The following is a 19,822-nucleotide window of genomic DNA, read 5'->3' as shown; positions in this document are numbered from 1 at the left end:
CCCGGCCCGGAGCGCGGGCGGCAAGCCCGCTGCCACAGCACCGCCCGCTCGATCACCAGGAGCAGCCCGCATGACCGATATCGACGACAACCATTCGCGCCGTTGGCGGCTCGTTCTCGGGCAGGCCGCGCAGGAACAGCTCGGCGGCCTGTCCTCGGGCCCCGACCAGGCGATGGACCAGGCCCTCGGCGCCCTCTACAACACCGGCGAGGCCGGCGGATCGACGAAGCGGTCCGGCGGACTCGGCGGTTCGGCGCCCCGGGTGGCGCGCTGGCTCGGCGACATCCGCACCTACTTCCCCGCGACCGTGGTCGAGGTGATGCAGCGCGATGCCGTGCAGCGGCTCAACCTCACCCAGCTGCTGCTCGAACCCGAACTGCTGGAATCGGTGGAACCCGATGTGCACCTGGTGGGGACGCTGCTCGGCTTGAACCGGGTGATGCCGGAGACCACGAAGGCCACCGCCCGGATGGTGGTCGAGAAGGTGGTGCGCGAGATCGAGCAGCGCATCGCGGCCAAGACCGTCGCCGCGGTCACCGGCGCGATCAATCGCTCGGCCCGCACCCACCGCCCGAAACTGCGCGACATCGACTTCGACCGCACCATCCGCAAGAACCTCGCCAACTACCTGCCCGAGCATCGCACGGTCGTGCCGGAACGGCTCGTCGGCTACGGGCGCAAGGCGCAGTCGATCCAGCGCGACGTGGTGCTGGCGATCGATCAATCCGGCTCGATGGCGGCCAGTGTCGTCTACGCGTCGGTCTTCGGCGCGGTGCTGGCGTCGATGCGGTCGCTGAAGACCTCGCTGGTGGTGTTCGACACCGAGGTCGTCGACCTCACCGACCAGCTCAGCGACCCGGTCGACGTGCTGTTCGGCACCCAGCTCGGCGGCGGCACCGACATCAACCGCGCCATCGCCTACTCGCAGTCGCTGATCACCCGGCCCACCGACAGCCTGTTCGTGCTCATCTCCGATCTCTACGAGGGCGGCGTGCGCGAGGAGATGCTGCGCCGATGCAACGCGATGAAGGAGGCCGGCGTCCAGGTGGTGGTCCTGCTCGCGCTCTCGGACGAGGGCGCGCCCGCCTACGACCACGACAACGCCGCCGCGCTGGCCGCGCTCGGCATCCCCGCCTTCGCCTGCACCCCGGACAAATTCCCCGATCTGCTGGCGACCGCCCTCGATCGTGGCGACCTCACCCATTGGGCCGACACCCACGCTCCCGCCGTGTAGTACCGCGAGTTTCGCTAGGCTGCGAAGCGATCGGGTTCGGTGAACGGGGTGAGGCGATGTTGCGGCGCGGGGAGGTGTTCGCCGGGTTCGTCATCGAGCGGGAGCTGGGGCGCGGTGGGATGGGCGCGGTGTACGCGGCCCGTGATCGGCGGCTGCCGCGGCTGACCGCGCTCAAGCTCATGCACCGTGACCTGTTCACCGACTTCGAGATCCGCACCCGGTTCGAACGGGAAGCGGACCTGGTCGCGCAGCTGGATCACCCGAACATCATAACCGTCTACGACCGTGGCGTCGACGAGGAACAGCTGTGGATCGCCATGCAGTTCGTCGACGGGGTCGACGCGGCGGCGGTCCCGGTGCCGCAGTTCGGGATCGAGCGGATCGCGCAGGTGGTCGCCCAGACCGCGAGCGCGCTGGACTACGCGCACCGCCAGGGCGTGCTGCACCGCGACGTGAAACCGGCCAACATCCTGCTCTCGCGGACCGCGGGCGTCGGCGCCGGCTTCGACGAACGCGTGCTGCTCACCGACTTCGGCATCGCGAAACTCCTCGACGACACCGGCGGTCTCACCCGCACCGGCCAGTTCACCGCCACCATCGCCTACGCCTCGCCCGAACAACTCAGCAGCGCGCCACTGGACGGCCGTGGCGACCAGTACTCCCTGGCCTGCACGATCTTCCGGCTGCTCACCGGCACCGGCCCGTACGACGCGCCCAATCCGGCGACCGTCATGCTCGGTCATCTCACCGCCGTTCCCCCGCGCGCCAGCACCCGCCGGTCGGCGCCGCTGCCCGCCGCGGTCGACGCCGTCCTCGCCAAGGCCATGGCCAAGGAACCCGCCCGGCGGTTCGCCACCTGCACCGAGTTCGCGGCCGCCTTCGCCGAAGCCATCCGCCGCCGCGCACAGACCCCGGCGAGCGGAGTCCACCCACTCACCGGCGCGGTCGCGCCCCGCACCGGCGGGCTGCCGACCACGAACGGCACGCCGGAAGCCCGGCCCGGCACCGACTTTCGCGGCAGCGGCGCCGGGCCGGCGACGAGCACCACGAGTGCGGCACGCGCCGATTCCCCGCAGCCACGGCCGGCCGCGGAACCGGATCTGTCGCGCCGGCTCGACCCGACCGCACGCGGCGCGGCGCCCGGCGGGCCACGCATCGACACCCGGCATCCGAACCGGCACGGCGGCTCCCCTGATCCGGGTCAGCGCGCCACCGGGCCGCGAGACGACGGCCCGGCCGCACCTCGGCGCGAGCACTCGCTCCGCGGCAACGACGCCGTCGCCGGCGCGGGATCGGTCTGGCTGAACGCGGTGCACGGTTGCCTGCTCGGGGGCGCGATCGGTGACGCGCTCGGCGCACCGATCGAGACCAGGACCCTGCGCCAGATCCGGGCTCAGTACGGGCAGGCGGGTCTCACCGACACCGACCCGCTGCGGATCTCGGAGGAGACGCAGCTGACCGCGTTCACGGTGGAGGCGCTGATCCGCGGTTCGGTGCGGGCGCGGGCCAAGGGCATCGGCGGAGCGACCATGGGTCTGTTGCAGCAGGGCATGCTGGTCTGGCTACGGGGTCAGGTCGTCGAACTGCCCGACCAGCCCTTCACGCTGCACAGTTCATTGACCGGCTACCCCGAACTGATCGAGCAACGGGGCGTGGCGAATTCGGTGTACACGGCCCTGCGCCAGGCGGCGGCGCGCCGCGCACCCACCGCCCCGCTGGGCACCCGCCAGCAGCCGATCAATCGGTCCAAGGGCAGCGGCGCGGTGATGCGCGCGGCGCCGTGTGGATTCGGCTACGCCGCCGACCGTTCCGGCACGGCGACCGGGGCGATCTTCGAATTGGGTTGCGACGCGGCCGCACTGACCCACGGCCATCCCAGCGGCTGGCTGCCCGCGGGCACCCTGTCGGCGCTGATCTATCAGCTCGCCCGGGGAAACGACACCACGACGGCGCTCGCCCGCGCCCGAGCCGAACTGGCGACCTACCCCGATCACGAGGAAACCTCGGCCGCTCTCGATGCCGCGGTCGCCTCGGCCGCGGCGACCGCGCGCTCCGGTCGCGGACCAACCCCTGAGGAGGTCGAATCCCTCGGCCAGGGCTGGATCGGCCCCGAGGCCCTGGCCATCGCCGTGTTCGCCGTGCTGGCCGCGGAATTCCGGGGCGGCGCCGCGCACGAGATCGTCCGCACCGGACTCCTGTTGTCGGTCAACCACTCCGGTGACAGCGACGCCACCGGCTCGATCACGGGCAGCCTCCTCGGCGCCCGCTACGGTCGCACCGCTCTCCCCCGCCGCTGGTCCGACACCGTCGACGCCCGCGCCGCCCTGGACCGCCTCGCCACCGACTATTGCACCGAATTCGGCCTCACCCCACCCCGCGACGCCCACGGCCAGCCCACCGACGACTGGTACGACCGCTACCCGGCGTAGGCGAATCGCGCCGATCGGACCAGCTCAACGCTGTTCGAATCGGCTCGATTGTGACCACCTGCGCCGGACAGATCGCGAACGGGCTCGTCGGCGACGGTGTCACCGGCGAGCCCGTTCGAGAATCTACAAGTCCGCGATGGCGGCCAGTGGGGGTGTGCGGGCCGCGCGGACGCCGGGCCAGACGGCGGCCAGGACGCCGACGATGCCGGAGGCGATCAGGACGGTGACCAGCTGGGACCACGGGATGGTGATCTGGTCGATGCCCAGGTCGCGCAGGGTGCGCAGGAAGCCGACGCCCAGGGCGATGCCGAGGACGAGGCCGACGATGGCGCCGAAGATCGCGATCAGCATGGATTCCAGGTAGATCGTGCGGCGGACCTGGGCACGCTGGGTGCCGACGGCGCGGAGCATGCCGATTTCGCGGCGGCGCTCCACCACCGACAGGGCGAGGGTGTTGATGATGCCGAGCACCGCGATCACCACGGCCAGGGCGAGCAGGCCGTAGAGGATGGCCAGCAGGGTGTTGATCTGCTTGCCCTGGGCGCCCTTGAACTGCTCGTGGTCTTGCACCTGCACCACGACGAACGGCTCGGTGGCCTTCTCCAGATTCGTCCGCATGGCGGTGAGATCGCTGCCGGGCGCCGCCTTCACCAGTACGAAGATGTTGGTGCGCAGGCTCTGCGGCATCAGCTGTTCGTAGACGCCGGGGTCGACGACCATCGGGCCCAGCAGCGGCGAGTTGGCGTAGATACCGCCCACGGTGAGCTCGAGCTGCTTGTTGTCCAGGCTGGTGATGCCGACCTTGTCGCCGACCTTCCAGCCGCGCTCGGTGGCCTCGGTCTCGTCGACGAGCAGCCCGTTCGGGGCGATCGTGGTGGACCCGCTGAGCACGTCGATGTCCATCACCGGGTCGATCGGGCCGTCGGGGGAGGTGGCGCCGATCTGTTCCTTGCCGACCTTGAAGGCGACCACCCGGATCCCGGTGACATCGCTGATGCCGGGCACCTGGGTGCGCACCGCGTCGACCGCGCCGATCGGCGCACCGATCATCTGCGGACCGGCGAGCACGTATTCGGCCTTGACGCCCTTGTCGATCAGCACGCCGACGCTGGTCTTGGCCGAGGCGCCGAGAATGCCGATCGCCGAGACCAGCATCAGGCCCAGCGTCAGCGCGAACGCGGTGGCGGCGGTGCGGCGCGGGTTGCGCACGGCGTTGTTGCGGGCCATCTGGCCGATCGCGCCGAACGGGCGGGTGAGCACGCCGAGCACGAGCACCATCGGCCGCGACAGCGCGGGCGCGGCCAGCAGCACGGCCAGGATCAGGCCGAGCGCGCCGATGCCGACGGTCACCGCCGAGCCCTTGCCGGTGCCCTGGGCGCCGACGTAGACCAGCACCCCGCCGACGACCGCCATCACCGCGCCGACGACGGTGCGGATCCGCAACGAGTCACCGGCACTGGCGAATTCGGACCGCATCGCCTCCACCGGCGGCACCTTCGCGGCCCGCCGGGCCGGGGCGTAGGCACTGGCGACGGTGACGATCAGGCCGACCAGCAGCGCCACGATCGCGGTGCGCGGCAGCACCGTCAGCGACCCGGTGGGCAGACCCAGATCGAAGGCGTTGAGCAGCGCCGACAGGCCGAAGGCCAACCCGATGCCCGCGAGCAGGCCGAGCACGCTGCCGATCAGGCCGATCACGACGGCCTCGCTGACCACCGAGCGACCCACCTGCCTGCGGCTCGCGCCGATCGCCCGCAGCAGCGCCAGTTCGCGCAGCCGCTGGGCGACGATCATCGAGAAGGTGTTGTAGATGATGAACGTGCCGACGATCAGCGCGATCGCGCCGAAGGCGAGCAGGAAGTAGTTGATGAAGGTGAGCGCCTCGGAGATCTGCTTCTTCATGTCCTCGCGGACCTCGTCGGCGTTCTGCACCTTGTAGTTGGGCAGCCCGGCGGCGAGCTGGTCGCGCAGGTCGTCGGCCGAGACACCCGGCGCCGCAGCGATATCGGCGTAGGCGACGTGCGAGCCGTCGGTGAACAGCTTGCGGCCCTGCGGCTCGGTGAACATCACCGCGACCACACCGCCGCCCTCGGTGCCGGGCATCTCGTAGATGCCGGTCAGCGTCACCTCGAACGGGTCGCCCTTGGACGGGATGAGCACCTTGGTCTTGTCGCCGACCTTCAGCCCCGCCTTCTCGGCGCCGCTGGTGTTGAGCGCGATCTCGCCCGACTGCGTGGGCGGAGCGCCGGCGACGAACGTGTTGGGCTCCTCGACCGACTGTTCCGGCGGCAGATAGGACAGGCCGAAACTCGGTGCGCCACCGGTCTGTACGGCCTTCTTGCCGTCGGGTTCGAGCAGCACCACCGGGCCGTTGACGGCGGGCGCGACCCGGGCGACGCCCTCGGTCTTGGCCAGCGCGTCCACGATATTGGTCGGCAGGCCCAGCGACTGCTGGTCCTTGGGGCCGACGCGCACGTCGACACCCTGGGCCTGGCCCTCGAAGATGCCGTCGAAGGTGCGCTGCAGGGTGTCGGTGAAGACGAACGACCCCGAGATGAAGGCGGTGCCGAGCACCACCGACAGCAGGGTCAGGGCCAGGCGCACCTTGTGCGCGGCGAGATTGCGCAAGGCGACCTTGCGCATCGGGTTGCTGCTCACTTGGTCTCCAGCGCCTTCATCCGGTCGAGGATGGAATCCTGGGTCGGGTCGCGCAGTTCGTCGACGATGCGGCCGTCGGCGAGGAAGACCACGCGATCGGCGTAGGCGGCCGCGCGCGGATCGTGGGTGACGATGACGACGGTCTGGCCGAACTCGTCGACCGAGGCGCGCAGGATCGAGAGCACCTCACCGGAGGAGTGCGAGTCCAGGTTGCCGGTCGGCTCGTCACCGAAGATGATCTCCGGCTTGCCGACCAGGGCGCGGGCGCACGCGACGCGCTGCTGCTGGCCGCCGGACAGCTCGGAGGGCCGGTGATCGAGGCGGTCGCCGAGGCCGAGGCGCTTGACGACGGTGTCGAGCCATTCCTGGTCGACCTTGCGGCCCGCGATATCGAGCGGCAGGGTGATGTTCTCCAGCGCCGTCAGCGTGGGCACCAGGTTGAACGCCTGGAACACGAAACCGATGCGGTCGCGGCGCAGGGCGGTCATCTGTTTGTCCGACAGCCCGGTCAGCGCGGTGTCACCGATGCGGACCTCGCCCGCGCTGGCGCTGTCGAGCCCGGCCAGGCAGTGCATCAGCGTGGACTTGCCCGAGCCGGAGGGGCCCATGATCGCGGTGAACTCGCCCTTGGCGAAGTTCGCCGACACCCCGTCGAGGGCCTTGACCTGGGTGTCTCCCGATCCGTACAGCTTGACCAGGTCTTGTGCGGCGGCCGCGATCTCGGTGTCGGCCGCCGCGTCGACGGCCTCGGTGCCCATGGCGTGCGAAGTCATGGTGTCCAGTCTGTCTGTCCGCCGGGAACCGCGCCATCCGGGATCCCCCCGATACCTACCGGATGACCCACTCGAACGCCGCGGCCGCCGAGCGCGCGCCTTCGGCGGCGCGGGAGCGATTGGGTTCGCCGAGGTCGGCGAGCAGCTCCTCGGTGAGGCCGACCAGGCTCGCCAGCGCGTCCGGGGTGAACCAGTCGGGGCGGGTGGCGAACAGGATGTCCTCGGAGGCGGTGTTGCCGCTCGCGCCGGGCGCGAACGGGCAGCCGCCCAGGCCGCCGAGCGCTCCGTCGACCATGGTGGCGCCCGCCGCGACGGCGGCGAGGGTGTTGGCCACGCCCATTCCCCAGGTGTCATGGCCGTGGAAGACGATGCGGCGCGCCGGGGTGGTGTCGCGGACGGCCGCGACCAGCGCGCTCACCTGGCCGGGGTGCGCCTGGCCGAGAGTGTCGGCCAGGACGATGTCGGCGGCGCCCTCGGTGCGCGGGTCACGGGCGATGCCCAGCACCCGTTCGGGGTCGACCGGGCCGTCGAACGGGCAGGTGAAGCTGGTGGCCAGGCACAGCTGGATCGCACCGCCCGCCTCGCGCGCCAGCCGGATCGCGTCGGGCATCGCGGCCACCGACGCCTCGGTGTCGCGGCCGATATTGGCCTTGTTGTGGGCGTCCGACGCCGAGAAGCAGTACTGGAAATTGCGCGCGCCCGCCTCCGCCGCCTTCTCGATGTGGCGCGGGGTGGCCACCCAGACCCAGCATTTCGCCAGTTCGTCGGGGGTCAGCGCGGCGATCAGCGCGAGCGAGTTGGCCATCGGCGGCACCAGGTCCGGCCGGGCCATCGAGCCGATCTCCAGCGCGGGCACGCCCGCGGCCAGCAGCCGCCGGACGACGTCGATCTTCTGGTCGGTCGGCAGCACCTTGCCGGTGAGCTGCAAGCCGTCACGCAGGGTGACATCACGCAGCAGCGGCGCGGTCATCGCCGCTGGTCCGGTTCCTGAACGGGCACGCACATCACCCCGCCGCACGGCTTGTCGCCGACACTGGCCGGGGTCGGATGCACGGTCGGGCGCACGTGGCCGGGACCGCGCTGTTCCCACTTGCTGCGCACCGGTGGGCGGCGTCTGCCGTGTACTCGCCTGCTCACGATGCCTCCAGCGCGTCGATCTCGTCTTGCGTCATCCCGAGCAGCTCGCCGAGCACCTGGGCGGTGTGTTCACCGAGGTCGGGGCCGACATTGCGAATCGGCAGCGACTGTCCCCCGATCACCGGGACGATGCCGGGGAACCCGACCTGTTTGGGTTGCGGCTCGCCCACGTCGACGGGGAACGACTGGATCATATTGCGTGCGCGGTACTGCTCGTCGGCCACGATGTCGGCGGCGGTGTAGATCGGGCCGCACGGGATGGCCGCGTCGTCGAGGATCTTCAGCGCCTCGTCACGGGTGTGCTCGATCGACCACTGCGCGATCGAGGCGTCGAGACGTTCCCGGTGGCGCCAGCGCCCGGCGTTGTCGGCCAGTTCGGGGTCGGCGGCCAGGTCGGGACGGCCGATGACCTGCATGTAGCGCTGGAAGATGGCGTCGCCGTTGCCGCCGATGATGATGCTGTAGCCGTCGCTGGTCGGATAGGCGTTGCTGGGCGCGATGCCTTCCATCCGGCCGCCGACCCGCTCCCGGTTGATGCCGTAGGCGAGGTGGTCGGGGACCAGCGATTCCATCACCGACAGGATCGACTCGTTGAGCGCGACGTCGATGATCCGCTCCCGCTGCGGCACCTCACCGCTGACCCGCTCGCGCTGGAACAGCGCCATCACGGTGCCGAACGCGGCGTAGATGCCCGCGATCGAGTCGCCGATCGACACGCCGACCCGCACCGGCGGGCGGTCCGGGTCGCCGACGAGTTCGCGCAGGCCGCCCACGGCCTCGGCGACCGCGGCGAATCCCGGACGCGCGGCCATCGGGCCGGTCTGGCCGTAGGCGGAGATGCGGGTGATGACCAGCTTCGGGTTCACCTCCTCGAGCACCTCGGGGCCGAGACCCCATTTCTCCAGCATGCCGGGCCGGAAGTTCTCCAACAGCACGTCACAGTGCCGCAGCAGATCGAGCACGATCGCCCGGCCCGCATCGGTGCGCAGGTCCAGCACGATCGACTTCTTGTTGCGGTTGACCGTGCGATACAGCATGGAGGTGTCGCCACCGTAGAGCCGCCAGTTGCGTAACTCGTCGCCCGTGCCCGGGCGTTCCACCTTGATCACCTCGGCGCCGAAGTCGCCCAGAATACGTCCGGCGGTGGGAGCGGCCACGTAGTTGCCGAGTTCCAGGACGCGCACTCCGTCCAACGGCCGAATAGACTTTTCCGCCACCCCGAGACTCTAGCGTGCCGCCCGGACCCGCACGGGCGGCAGCCGCTCCGACTCAGCTCGCGAGCCGGGTCACCTCCTCGACGACGGAGTAGTGCTCGGCGTTGCCCTCGATGACGGTGCTGGTCCGGCCGTCGACGCCGACCGGGATGTCACCGGCGAGGGTGATGCGGGTCAGGCGGCGGGGCTGGCTGTCGTAGTCGTCGATGGCGTAGTGCTGGGTGGCGCGGTTGTCCCAGATGGCGACGTCGCCGTCGGACCAGGTCCAGCGGGTGGTGTTCTCCAGACGGGTGACGCGGTCCTGGAACAGGCGGAACAGCGCCTGCGACTCGCTGGTGGACAGGCCGACGAAGTTCTTCACGAAGTGGCCGAGCAGCAGCGCGCGCTCGCCGGTCTCCGGGTGCACGCGTACGACCGGGTGCTCGGTCTCGTAGTAGGTGGACTGGAACTCCGCGCGGTACTCCGCGCTCTTCGGACGCAGCGGCTCGACATTGCGGGCGGCGTAGTCGTAGACGTTGGTGTGCACGGCGCGCAGGTTCTCGGCGAGCAGCTTCAGCGGTTCGGGCAGCGAGTCGTAGGCGGCGACGGTGGAAGCCCAGGTGGTCGAGCCACCGTAGGTCGGTAGGTACTCCGCGCGCAGGATGGACGCCTTCGGGATGCGGTCGACGAAGGTGACATCGGTGTGCCAGGAGTTCGCGCGGCCGGTCTCGGAGTCGATGGCCAGGCTCTTGACGCCCTGCGAGGTCACCGTCGGGTGCGGGGTCGTCGGGCTGCCCAGCAGCTGCGCGAACTCGTGCTGGCCGTCCTCGGTGAGGTGCTGCTGGCCGCGGAAGAAGATGACCTTGTGCTCGTTGAGCGCGCGGCGGATGGTCGCGACGGTCGCCGCGTCCAGGTCACCTCCCAGACGTACGCCGTCCACCTGGGCGCCGATGTGGGCGCCGAGCTTGGTCACCGTCAGGGTGGCGGGGGTGGCGTGGTCGACCGTCATGGGAGATCACCTCTGTCTTGTGGAACGGTTGGTAGGCGTCAAGCACACCGCGAAATCCGTTCGACAGACAGGTTTTCCCTCCGGGTGATCGGAACCGTCAGCCCAGGTTCTCCCGCAGGTAGGCGAGGTCTTCGGCGACGCCCTCGGCCGGGGTCTCCAGGATGACCGGGGCGCCCGCCGTGCGGCAGACCTCGGCCAGCAGCTGCGGGTCGATGGTGCCGTCGGCGAAGTTGGCGTGGCGGTCGGCGCCGGAGTCGAACTCGTCCCGCGAGGAGTTGAGGTGGACCAGGTCGATGCGCCCGGTGATGGCCTTGATCCGCTCGACGACACCCACCAGTTCCTCGCCGCCCGCCCAGGCGTGGCAGGTGTCGAGGCAGAAGCCGGCGCCGTAGTCGCCGACCGCGTCCCACAGCCGCGCGATGGAGTCGAAGTGCCTGGCCATCGCGTGATTGCCGCCCGCGGTGTTCTCGATCAGGATCGGCACCGCGAAGCCGCCCTTGTCCTGCTGACGTTCGAACAGCTTGCGCCAGTTATCGATTCCGGTGTCGAGCTCGGTGTCGGAGCGCACATGCCCGCCGTGCACGACCAGGCCGAACGCGCCGAGGTCGGCGGCGGCCTTCGCCTGCTGGGCGACCGCGTTGCGCGAGGGCATCCGCAGCCGGTTGTTCAGGCTGGCCACATTGATCTGATAGGACGAGTGCACGACGACGTCGATCGGGCTGGCCAGGATCTCGGCGGCCTTGGGGTGCGGCTGCGGTTTGTCCCAGCTCTGCGGATCGACCACGAACAGCTGGATGACCTCGGCGCCGAGCTTCTCGCCGAAGCCGATCGGATCGCTCTCGTCGCGAACGTGTGCTCCAATGCGCATGACGCCACCCTAATCCGCGGCACCGACAGCATCGGCGGATGTTGCGAAGCGGGGGCGTCAGGAGATACATCGGTAGAATTTCGACGGGTGCTCTGCCCTGGAGGGGGTGACTTCGCGGTGTTGCGCAAAGGCGACGTGTTCGCCGGGTACACGATCCGGCGCGTGCTCGGCCACGGCGGCATGGGCGTGGTCTACCTGGCCCGGCACCCCCGTCTGCCCCGGCTCACCGCGCTCAAGCTGCTCAGCCGCGACCTGTCCGCCGACGACGAGATCCGCCACCGCTTCGAGCGCGAAGCCGACCTGGTGGCCCAGCTCGAGCACCCGAACATCGTCAACGTCTACGACCGCGGCAACGACGACGACCAGCTGTGGATCTCCATGCAGTTCGTGGCGGGGACCGACGTGGCGACCGCCGATGTCAACGTGCTGACGCCGGGCCGCGCCGTACAGATCGCCGCCGAGACCGCGACGGCGCTGGATTTCGCGCACGCGAGCGGTGTCCTGCACCGGGACGTGAAACCGGCCAACATCCTGCTCGCCAAGCCGCCGATCGGGCGCCCGGAACGGGTGGTGCTCACCGACTTCGGGATCGCGGCCGTGCGCGACAGCGAGACGACGCTGTCCTCGGCGGGCAGCATCACCGCCACCCTGGCCTACGCGGCGCCGGAACATCTCGCCGGGGCACCGCTGGATCACCGCGCCGACCAGTACTCGCTGGCCTGCACGCTGTTCTGGATGCTGACCGGAACCGTGCCGTTCCCGGGCCCCAACCCGGCGGCGGTGATCCAGGCGCACATGAGCAAGCCGGTGCCGCCGCTGCGCAGCCTGCGTCCCGACCTGCCGTCGACCCTGGACACCGTGCTGGCCAGAGCCACCGCGAAACAGCCGGGTGCGCGTTACGACAGCTGCGCGGAGTTCGCCCAGGCCGCCAGGGCCGCGCTGTACGCGGTCCCCGGCCCATGGCAGCACCAACAGCATCAGCAGACCGCGACCGGGGTGGTGCTGCGCGCTCGCGAACAGTATCCACAGCAGCCCTATTCACGACCGGCCACGCCGCCGCGGCCGTATCCGCACGCTTCGCCGACGACGCCGGCCCAGCCGCATCCCCAGGCGCCGCCACCGTCGCCGCCCGCCCCTCCGTATCCGCCCACACCGCACCCGGCGACCGGCGGCACCGTCGTTCCCCCGCGGCGCGGCAACCAGCGGCCGGGCACCATCGATTTCCCCGGCGGCCGTAACCATCCCGGCTATATCGTGCCGCCCCGATCACGGCGACCACCGTGATCGGGGCATCCTGGTCGGTCGCTTCGCTGGCCACCGTCCGCGCGGTCACCGACTGCTAAGGTTTCGTTGAATTTTCCGTGGCGGGCCACCCGGCCGCGGCTTTCTTGCTGTACGCGCGTGCGCTGGTGGGTCCCGGCGCACGGCGGGAAGTGGAGCAGACATGCTGGCCAACGGAGATGTCTTCGCCGGCTACGTCATCGAACGGCAGCTCGGCCGTGGTGGCATGGGTTCGGTCTATCTGGCCAAGCACCCGCGCCTGCCGCGGATGACGGCGCTGAAGTTGCTCAACCGCGAGATGTTCTTCGATCAGGAGGTGCGGGCGCGATTCGAACGGGAGGCGGATCTGGTCTCGCGCCTGGATCACCCGAACATCGTCACCGTCTACGACCGCGGACTCGACGACGAACAGCTGTGGATCTCGATGCAGTTCATCGACGGCATCGACGCTGCCTCGGTGGACCCGCAGACGCTGCCGCCCGCCCGCGCGCTGCAGATCGTCAAGGAGACCGCCGACGCCCTGGACTACGCGCACGGCATGGGCGTGCTGCACCGGGACGTGAAACCGGCCAACATCCTGCTCGCCCGCTCCGGCGCGGGCCGCGGCGAACGGGTCTACCTCACCGACTTCGGCATCGCCCGGCTGCGTGATGACACCGGTCATCTCACCCAGACCGGCACCTTCACCGCGACCCTGGCCTACGCCTCCCCCGAGCAGCTGACCGGCGCCTCACTGGATCACCGCTCCGACCAGTACTCGCTGGCCTGCACGCTGTTCTGGCTGTTCACCGGGTCGGGGCCGTTCGCGGCCACCAATCCGGCCGCCGTCATCCAGGGCCACCTCCAGCAACCGCCGCCGCCGCTGAGCAGTGTGCGGCCGGGGCTGTCCTACGCGCTCGACGGTGTGCTGGCCAAGGCCATGGCCAAGCGCCCCGACGACCGTTTCGACTCCTGTTCGGATTTCGCGAACGCCGCGATCACCGCGCTCAACAACCCGAGCGCGCCCGCGCTGCCGATCGTCGGCCAGCGTCCGACCACGGGCGGCGCGATCCCGGTGACCGGTGGTCCGCGCCCGACGACCGGCGGCGCGATCCCGCAGACCGGGTCGCCGTATCCGCTTGCCGGGCAGGGCCCGATGACCGGGGGCCCGATGGGCACCGCCACCCAGGGCCCGATGACCGGCGGTCCGATGACCGTCGGTCCGATGACGGCCGGCCCGATGGCCAACCAGTCGCCCTCACCGCTGACCGGTGGCGCCGCGACGCAGCACCCCTACACCCAGCAGTCCCGGCCGCAGTACCCGACGCCGCCCGGACCGCCGCGGCCGCCGACGAACAACTTCACCCAGTACCCGCAGGGCCCGCGACCGCCGTCGAAGTCGAATACCGGACTGATCGTCGGCATCGTCGTCGCCGTGGTCGTGGTGCTCGCGCTGCTGATCGGCATCGGCATCGCGGTCGGCGGCGACGATTCCGGCGGCGGCGGCTCCACGACGACCAGCGCGGCGGTGGGCAAGCACGTCACCCCGAACGCCGACGCCATCAGCGCCGAGTTCGGCCGGATGGTGCCCGCGAATGTCGACGGCGACACCGGCTACAACGGCGCCTCCTGCTGGGAGACCGACTCCAGCTACACGCCCTCGCCCAACGACGGCGACCCCGACTTCGGTTCCTGGGCCTGGCAGTGGCGCTGCTACGACGGCGGCGGCAGCGGGGGCGACGATCCGTTCTACCGGATCTACGTCTACAACTCGGCCGCCGACGTGCAGGCGGTGATCGACGGCCTGCCGACCAACACCAAGTCGGTGGACACCAACGGCGGCAAGCAGTACACCAACTACAAGTACACCGACAACGGGAACAAGATCATCACCCAGTTCACCGGTGACCCCGATCGCGCGCAGTTCCTGATGTTCACCGACGGCTACGGCAAGGCCGACGAGGTACTGCGCTGGTGGCGTTCGGCCCCGCTCAACTGATGTCGATGCTCGACGAGAACGACGTCTTCGCCGGATACACCATCGAGCGGCTGCTCGGCCGCGGCGGCATGGGCTCGGTGTATCTGGCGCGGCATCCGCGCTTGCCCCGGCGCACCGCGATGAAGCTGCTGAACCGGGAACTGTTCGACGACACCGAGATCCGGGCCAGGTTCGAGCGCGAAGCCGATCTGGTCGCGCAGCTCGAGCATCCCAATATCGTCACCGTCTACGACCGCGGCGTCGAGAACAACCAGCTGTGGATCTCGATGCGCTACATCGACGGCGCCGACGCGGCCTCGCTGCCCGCCCCGGTCGCAGCGGCACGGGCGGTGCGCATCGTCGCCGAAACCGCCGCGGCGCTGGACTTCGCGCACAGCCGCAGCGTGCTGCACCGCGACGTGAAGCCGGCCAACATCCTGATCGAACCGGTCGACGGCGCGGAACGCGTCTACCTCACCGACTTCGGCATCGCGCGCCTGCACGACGACAACGCCGCCAAGCTCACCCAGACCGGAACCTTTACCGCCACGCTCGCTTTCGCCTCGCCCGAACAGCTCTCCGGCATCGCGCTGGACGGTCGCGCCGACCAGTACTCGCTGGCCTGCACCCTGTTCCGGCTGCTCACCGGCACCACGCCGTTCGAGGCGAGCAACCCGGTCACGGTGATCCAGGGCCACCTGCAACAGCCGCCGCCCCGCGCCAGCGCGCTGCGCGCCGAGCTGCCCGCGGCCTTGGACGCGGTGATCGCCCGCGGCATGGCCAAACGGCCCGACGAGCGCTTCGCCACCTGCGCCGAATTCGCCGCCGCCGCCGGACAGGCGCTGGCCGATCCCGGTGCGGGACAACCGTTCCCGACCTCGGCGCAGACCAGGACGTATCCACCGAACTCACCGTTCACCCCGGCTCCGGGATTCCCGATCGCCGGAAACGGGGTATCCGGGCCGAATTCCCTTCCCGGAGCGGGTAACCCGTCCTGGTCGGGCGCGCAGTCCGCGCCGGGGCTGCGGCAGCCGTCGTGGCCGAGCGGTCACCAGGCATCGTCGCCCGGCATCCAGCAACCGTCCTGGCCGGGGGCACAGCAGCTTTCGTCGCCCGGCATCCCACAGCCCTCCTGGCCTGGCGCGCAACAGTCTTCGTCGCCGGGGAGCCCCCAGCCGTCGTGGCCCGGCGCGCAACAACCGTCGTGGGCGGGCGGGCAGCCATCGCCCGCATCGGGGATGCCGCGGTCGTGGCAGGGCGGCTCCGCGAACGGGGCGGCCGAGCGTCCGCGCGACGGTGCGCCGCGTGCCGAGGGCGCTCGATCGAAGATCGCCGACGACTACCTCGGCCGCAAGCGGGAGTCGCGCTGGCAGGCGTCGCCGGTGGGCTGGGCCGCGCTGATCATCCTGCTCGGGCTGGTGATCTGGATGATCGTGAACGTGCTGAGCGGTCCGGACGACACCACGTCGAGCGCGCCGCCGGTCGAGACCACCGAAACCCCGGCGCCCACCACCACCTCCGCCGCCCAGCGCCCGTCGAGCACCACGCCGACCACCAGCGACCGCAAGGTCATCGGCGCGAACGCCGCCCAGCTCAGTGAGCAGTTCCCGCGCATGCTCCCGCAGACGAGCGCGAGCACTCTGGTGCACGCGGGCTCCGGGCTGGGCAACGCCGGCTGCTTCGCCTACGACCGCGCCTCCGCCAGCCGCGACGACGACGATGCCGACATGGGCGACTGGCTGGTCATGTGGCACTGCTTCGGCGGCGGCAACAAGGCGTCCTACGAGTTCTTCCTCTATCCCTCCGCCGAGGAGGCGAAGCAGGCGGTCGCGGCGCTGCCTGCCAACGACGCCCGCGCCGCGACGCACACCGGACACAGCTACACCAACTTCGTCCTGCACGGCAGCCAGCCGAGGTCCCCGCGCATGGTCACCCGCTTCGATGCCGACCCGGACCGCGCCGCGATGCTCATGTACAGCCGCGGTTTCATCGCCGACGAGGCGCAGATGCTCGCGTGGTGGCAGGCCGCGCCGCTGACCTGAGCGGCGCGCCCTAGCCCGCGGCGCTCAGGGTGTAGTGGACGAAGTCGCGCACGGGCTCGAAGCCGATGGCCTGGTAGATCTTGTTCGAGGTCGGGTTGGCCAGATCGGTGAACAGACAGACGTCGGCGCCCTCCGCCCGGATGACACCGGAGACGGCCGCGGTGAGCGCGCTGGCGAAGCCGTTGCCACGCCGTTGCGGTGGCGTGTAGACGGGCCCGACTCTGGCCCAGCCCAGGATCTCGGTCTGCCGGGCGACGAACGCCACCGGTTCGCCGTCGCGTTCCCACAACCACCACAGACCGGACTCGATCCGGTTCCGCATGCCCGCCTCGTCCAGGCGCGGCGGGTCACCGATTTCGGCATAGAAGGCCTCTACGAAGGTCTTGCACACGGGCAGATCGGCCGCCGTGGCCAGACGTGGCTTGCCGGGAGCGTCGGGCACGGACAAGATTCCGAGCCGGAACAGCCGCGCCGAGTACAGCGCGGCGAAGGAGCCACCGGCGACAGTCGTCCAGTGCCGGGCGAAGGCCTGCGCCGCGGCCGCGACACCTTCGACGCTGATCAACGCGGGTTCGTCGGCGAGGAAGGCCTCGGCCACCGCCGAGATACTGTGCGCGGGCAGTTCGCCGAGGTACACCCGCCCGCCGAAGGCACTCGTGGCGACACCGACGACGCGGGACGCGTCATCGCGCACCATCAGGAATCGCGTCGCCGCGCCACCTGCCCGGCCGCCGAGCTGGTTGGCGGCAGCGGTGGCGATCACTGTATGCCGCAAGGGGTCTAGACGGAGAAATTCCTCCGCGTCGGCCAGGAAGTGGGCGGCGTCGCCGGTGATGTCGATACGCACGCCATCGACGGTAGGTCGTCGATCGGCGGATCGCAGCTGGATTTTTCGGCTACTCAGTCCTTTTCGCGCGCGTCACGATCCGTGCGCAGCTTCAGCAGGATGAGGCCCGCGGTGCAGGCCAGGATCAGGCCCGCGACGGTGATCTCCACATGCAGGCCGGCGATGCCGAGCCCGGCGCCGACGAGTCCGCCGACGAAGAACAACCAGCCCATGACCCGTGCGACGACCGCGAGAGCGCGGTTGCCCGGCGGGTTCGACAGTGCGTGCTGAACATTTGCCACGGCGGCCGAATCACTGTTCGCCGCTGCGGTTTCCAGCCGGGGTGTCGAGTAAGCTCCCATCAGATTCTCCTCGATGACGCCGATCAGATTCTTGCTTCGCGCAGACATCGCGCGTCGGGGTTCGTTCCGGGCGTCTCATGCGTAACTTTGCTCACACACGCTACGACTCGGCGACGCCGATCGCGCGCGACACGTCCCCGCGACACGCTGACGAAATCAATCCGATATCTGAATCAATAATGTTTAAGATAGGCTGTTTGCCCCGACCTGCACTACTGTGAGGCGACTCGAAGCCGACGAGGAGTGCACGCGATGGATGACAGCAGGACCAAGCTCGTAGGTCCGGCAATCGCTGTTGGCGCGGTATCGCTCGGACTGATCATCATCGGTGCCTGCGGTGTCGGACAGCAGGATGTCTACGTTCCGCCGCCGCCGCTGAACGCCGATCTGGCCGCCGCGCCCGCCCGGATCGCCGACGAGACCACCACGACGACCACCCGGGTGTCGATCCCGCCCTCCCCCACCTGGCGGATCGCCCCGTACATGTCGCCGCGCAAGCCGTTCAGCCTCAGCTCCACCGAGACCTCGCCGTCGGAGCCGCCCGCCGAGGGCGAGACCACCGAGTCCAGGCCGTCGGAGCCGACCACCGAATCGCGGCCGCCCACGACCACGTCCGACGACCACACGACCACGCCGAGCACCACCACCCGGCCGATCCCGACCCTCACCACCCCGCCGCGGATCCGGCCGACAGTCGACGACGAAGAAGCCGCCGAGCCGGACTATCCGACGACGCATTCCCACGACAACACCACCACCGTCGCGCCCGTCGCCCCCGCCGACACCGGCGCCACCCCGACACCGGTGGTCACCACCGAAAAGCCGACCACCACGGCCACCCCGACGACGACCGACGACGAGCGCTGACACAGCGACGGTGCGCACCCGACCGGGGCACGCACCGTCGCGGTCGACGCGCTACAGCTCCGGCAGGTCGTAGCTGCCGACCCGGTCGGCCAGAATCCGCCGATGTTCCAGCGCCCCACCGAGCGTCTGCCCGATCGCGGTGAGCCGGGCGACGTAGTGGCTCACCGGATACTCCGCCGTGACGCCGATGCCGCCGTGCATCTGGATCGCCTCCTGCCCGATATGTTCGGCCGACTTGCCGACCTGCAACCGCGCCCGTGAGGCCACCACCGGATCGTTGCCGCCATCGGCCAGCGCCGCCGTCGCGAACAGGCTCATGCTGCGGGCCAGCTCGAGGGAGACGTAGCAGTCGGCGGCGCGCTGGGTCAGCGTCTGGAACTTCGACAGCGTGACGCCGAACTGCTTGCGGGTCTTGAGGTACTCGGTGGTCAGGGTCAGCGCGATCTCCATCGCCCCGACCGATTCCGCGCACAGCGCCGCCTGCGCGTACCCCTGCACCAGCGCGATCTGCTCGGCCGCGTCGACGGTGTCGCCCAACAGCTCACCGGCGGCGCCGTCGAAATCGAACTGCGCGCCGCGCCTGCCGTCGAAGGTGCGGTAGGCGCGCTTGGTCACCCCGGTCCCGGCCGGGTCCACCAGGAACAGGCCGGTGCCGCCGCCGGGCAGCACCGCGCTGACGATCAGCTCATCGGCGACATCGCCACGCAGCACCGGGTTCTTGACGCCGGTCAGGGTGTAGCCGTCGCCCTGCGCGGCGGCGGCCGTGGTGATCTCGGTCGAGGGCCAGCGCTGACCGGGCTCGGCGTGGGCGAAGGCCAGCAGCTTCTCCCCCGCGGCGAGCGCGGGCAGCAGCCGACCACGCTGCTCGGCGCTGCCGGTCAGCTTCAGCAGCTCCGCCGGGATCACCACCGCGTCGAGCACCGGTTCCGGGGCGAGCGCGCGACCGAGCTCCTCCTGCACCAGCATCACCTCGACCGGGCTCGCGCCGACGCCGCCGTCGTCCTCGTCGATGGTCAGGCCGAGCACGCCCAGATCGGCGAGCTGCTTCCACACCGTGCGGTTCCAGCCGGGGTCGGTCTCGCCCGCCTTGGCCAGCGCCTCGCCGTCGTAGAACCGGTGCAGCAGTTCGCGCACGGTGTCGCGCAGCATCGTCTGTTCTTCGGTGAGTTCGAGATCCATGTCAGCG

General features: G+C 70.3%; 16 protein-coding genes. 6 read left to right on the top strand and 10 right to left on the bottom strand.

Features of this window, described 5'->3' with window-relative positions; translation table 11 throughout:
- The first annotated feature begins 70 nt into the window (after nt 1-70).
- Nucleotides 71-1,234 carry a VWA domain-containing protein gene (locus ACIO52_RS05410; protein ID WP_316575913.1) on the top strand — a complete coding sequence of 388 codons (1,164 nt, stop codon included), beginning with the start codon at nt 71-73 and terminating at the stop codon, nt 1,232-1,234.
- 56 nt (nt 1,235-1,290) lie between these two features.
- Nucleotides 1,291-3,663: an ADP-ribosylglycohydrolase family protein gene (locus tag ACIO52_RS05405; RefSeq protein ID WP_402641882.1), complete on the top strand. Its 2,373-nt coding sequence runs from the start codon at nt 1,291-1,293 to the stop codon at nt 3,661-3,663.
- Nucleotides 3,664-3,786: 123 nt separating this feature from the next.
- On the opposite strand, the gene ACIO52_RS05400 is transcribed toward ACIO52_RS05405, so the two are convergent.
- The 7 genes from ACIO52_RS05400 to ACIO52_RS05370 form a co-directional block, all read right to left on the bottom strand.
- Nucleotides 3,787-6,306: an FtsX-like permease family protein gene (locus ACIO52_RS05400; protein ID WP_342801633.1), complete on the bottom strand. Its 2,520-nt coding sequence runs from the start codon at nt 6,304-6,306 to the stop codon at nt 3,787-3,789.
- 11 nt (nt 6,307-6,317) lie between these two features.
- Entirely contained in the window at nt 6,318-7,094 is a 777-nt protein-coding gene (locus ACIO52_RS05395; protein ID WP_218716249.1) for an ABC transporter ATP-binding protein, read from the bottom strand.
- A 55-nt stretch (nt 7,095-7,149) separates the two neighbouring features.
- Entirely contained in the window at nt 7,150-8,064 is a 915-nt protein-coding gene (locus ACIO52_RS05390) for a hydroxymethylglutaryl-CoA lyase (protein WP_402641879.1), read from the bottom strand.
- The gene (locus ACIO52_RS05385; protein ID WP_218716247.1) at nt 8,061-8,231 is read right to left on the bottom strand and encodes a hypothetical protein; all 171 of its coding nucleotides are present in this window, start codon (nt 8,229-8,231) and stop codon (nt 8,061-8,063) included. Before ACIO52_RS05385 ends, ACIO52_RS05390 begins: the two co-directional genes overlap by 4 nt.
- Nucleotides 8,228-9,448 carry a CaiB/BaiF CoA-transferase family protein gene (locus tag ACIO52_RS05380; RefSeq protein ID WP_218716246.1) on the bottom strand — a complete coding sequence of 407 codons (1,221 nt, stop codon included), beginning with the start codon at nt 9,446-9,448 and terminating at the stop codon, nt 8,228-8,230. The genes ACIO52_RS05385 and ACIO52_RS05380 overlap by 4 nt, the downstream gene beginning before the upstream one ends.
- Before the next feature lie 52 nt (nt 9,449-9,500).
- Nucleotides 9,501-10,433 carry a TauD/TfdA family dioxygenase gene (locus tag ACIO52_RS05375; protein ID WP_218716245.1) on the bottom strand — a complete coding sequence of 311 codons (933 nt, stop codon included), beginning with the start codon at nt 10,431-10,433 and terminating at the stop codon, nt 9,501-9,503.
- A gap of 97 nt (nt 10,434-10,530) precedes the next feature.
- Nucleotides 10,531-11,301 carry a deoxyribonuclease IV gene (locus ACIO52_RS05370; RefSeq protein WP_316575915.1) on the bottom strand — a complete coding sequence of 257 codons (771 nt, stop codon included), beginning with the start codon at nt 11,299-11,301 and terminating at the stop codon, nt 10,531-10,533.
- A gap of 87 nt (nt 11,302-11,388) precedes the next feature.
- On the opposite strand from ACIO52_RS05370, the gene ACIO52_RS05365 reads away from it, so the two are divergent.
- From ACIO52_RS05365 to ACIO52_RS05355, 3 genes are all read left to right on the top strand, one after another.
- Entirely contained in the window at nt 11,389-12,585 is a 1,197-nt protein-coding gene (locus ACIO52_RS05365; RefSeq protein WP_308248343.1) for a serine/threonine-protein kinase, read from the top strand.
- Nucleotides 12,586-12,745: 160 nt separating this feature from the next.
- Nucleotides 12,746-14,560, top strand: coding sequence for a serine/threonine-protein kinase (locus ACIO52_RS05360; protein ID WP_218716243.1), 1,815 nt, complete (start codon nt 12,746-12,748; stop codon nt 14,558-14,560).
- The gene (locus ACIO52_RS05355) at nt 14,536-16,581 is read left to right on the top strand and encodes a protein kinase (protein ID WP_402641873.1); all 2,046 of its coding nucleotides are present in this window, start codon (nt 14,536-14,538) and stop codon (nt 16,579-16,581) included. Before ACIO52_RS05360 ends, ACIO52_RS05355 begins: the two co-directional genes overlap by 25 nt.
- Nucleotides 16,582-16,591: 10 nt before the next feature.
- Here ACIO52_RS05355 and ACIO52_RS05350 read toward each other — a convergent pair whose 3' ends face one another.
- Nucleotides 16,592-17,428 carry a GNAT family N-acetyltransferase gene (locus ACIO52_RS05350; protein WP_402641870.1) on the bottom strand — a complete coding sequence of 279 codons (837 nt, stop codon included), beginning with the start codon at nt 17,426-17,428 and terminating at the stop codon, nt 16,592-16,594.
- A gap of 53 nt (nt 17,429-17,481) precedes the next feature.
- The gene (locus ACIO52_RS05345) at nt 17,482-17,769 is read right to left on the bottom strand and encodes a hypothetical protein (protein WP_342801630.1); all 288 of its coding nucleotides are present in this window, start codon (nt 17,767-17,769) and stop codon (nt 17,482-17,484) included.
- 252 nt (nt 17,770-18,021) lie between these two features.
- Between ACIO52_RS05345 and ACIO52_RS05340 the strand changes: the two genes are divergently transcribed.
- Entirely contained in the window at nt 18,022-18,636 is a 615-nt protein-coding gene (locus ACIO52_RS05340) for a hypothetical protein (protein WP_402641867.1), read from the top strand.
- A gap of 51 nt (nt 18,637-18,687) precedes the next feature.
- On the opposite strand, the gene ACIO52_RS05335 is transcribed toward ACIO52_RS05340, so the two are convergent.
- Nucleotides 18,688-19,815, bottom strand: a complete 1,128-nt coding sequence (locus tag ACIO52_RS05335) for an acyl-CoA dehydrogenase family protein (protein ID WP_402641864.1) — start codon at nt 19,813-19,815, stop codon at nt 18,688-18,690.
- Nucleotides 19,816-19,822: the final 7 nt, after the last annotated feature.

This window comes from Nocardia sp. NPDC087230 (genome assembly GCF_044744725.1).
GTDB lineage: Bacteria > Actinomycetota > Actinomycetes > Mycobacteriales > Mycobacteriaceae > Nocardia > Nocardia canadensis.
Note: the sequence above shows the minus strand (reverse complement) of the source record. Positions and strands in the feature narration are given on the sequence as shown.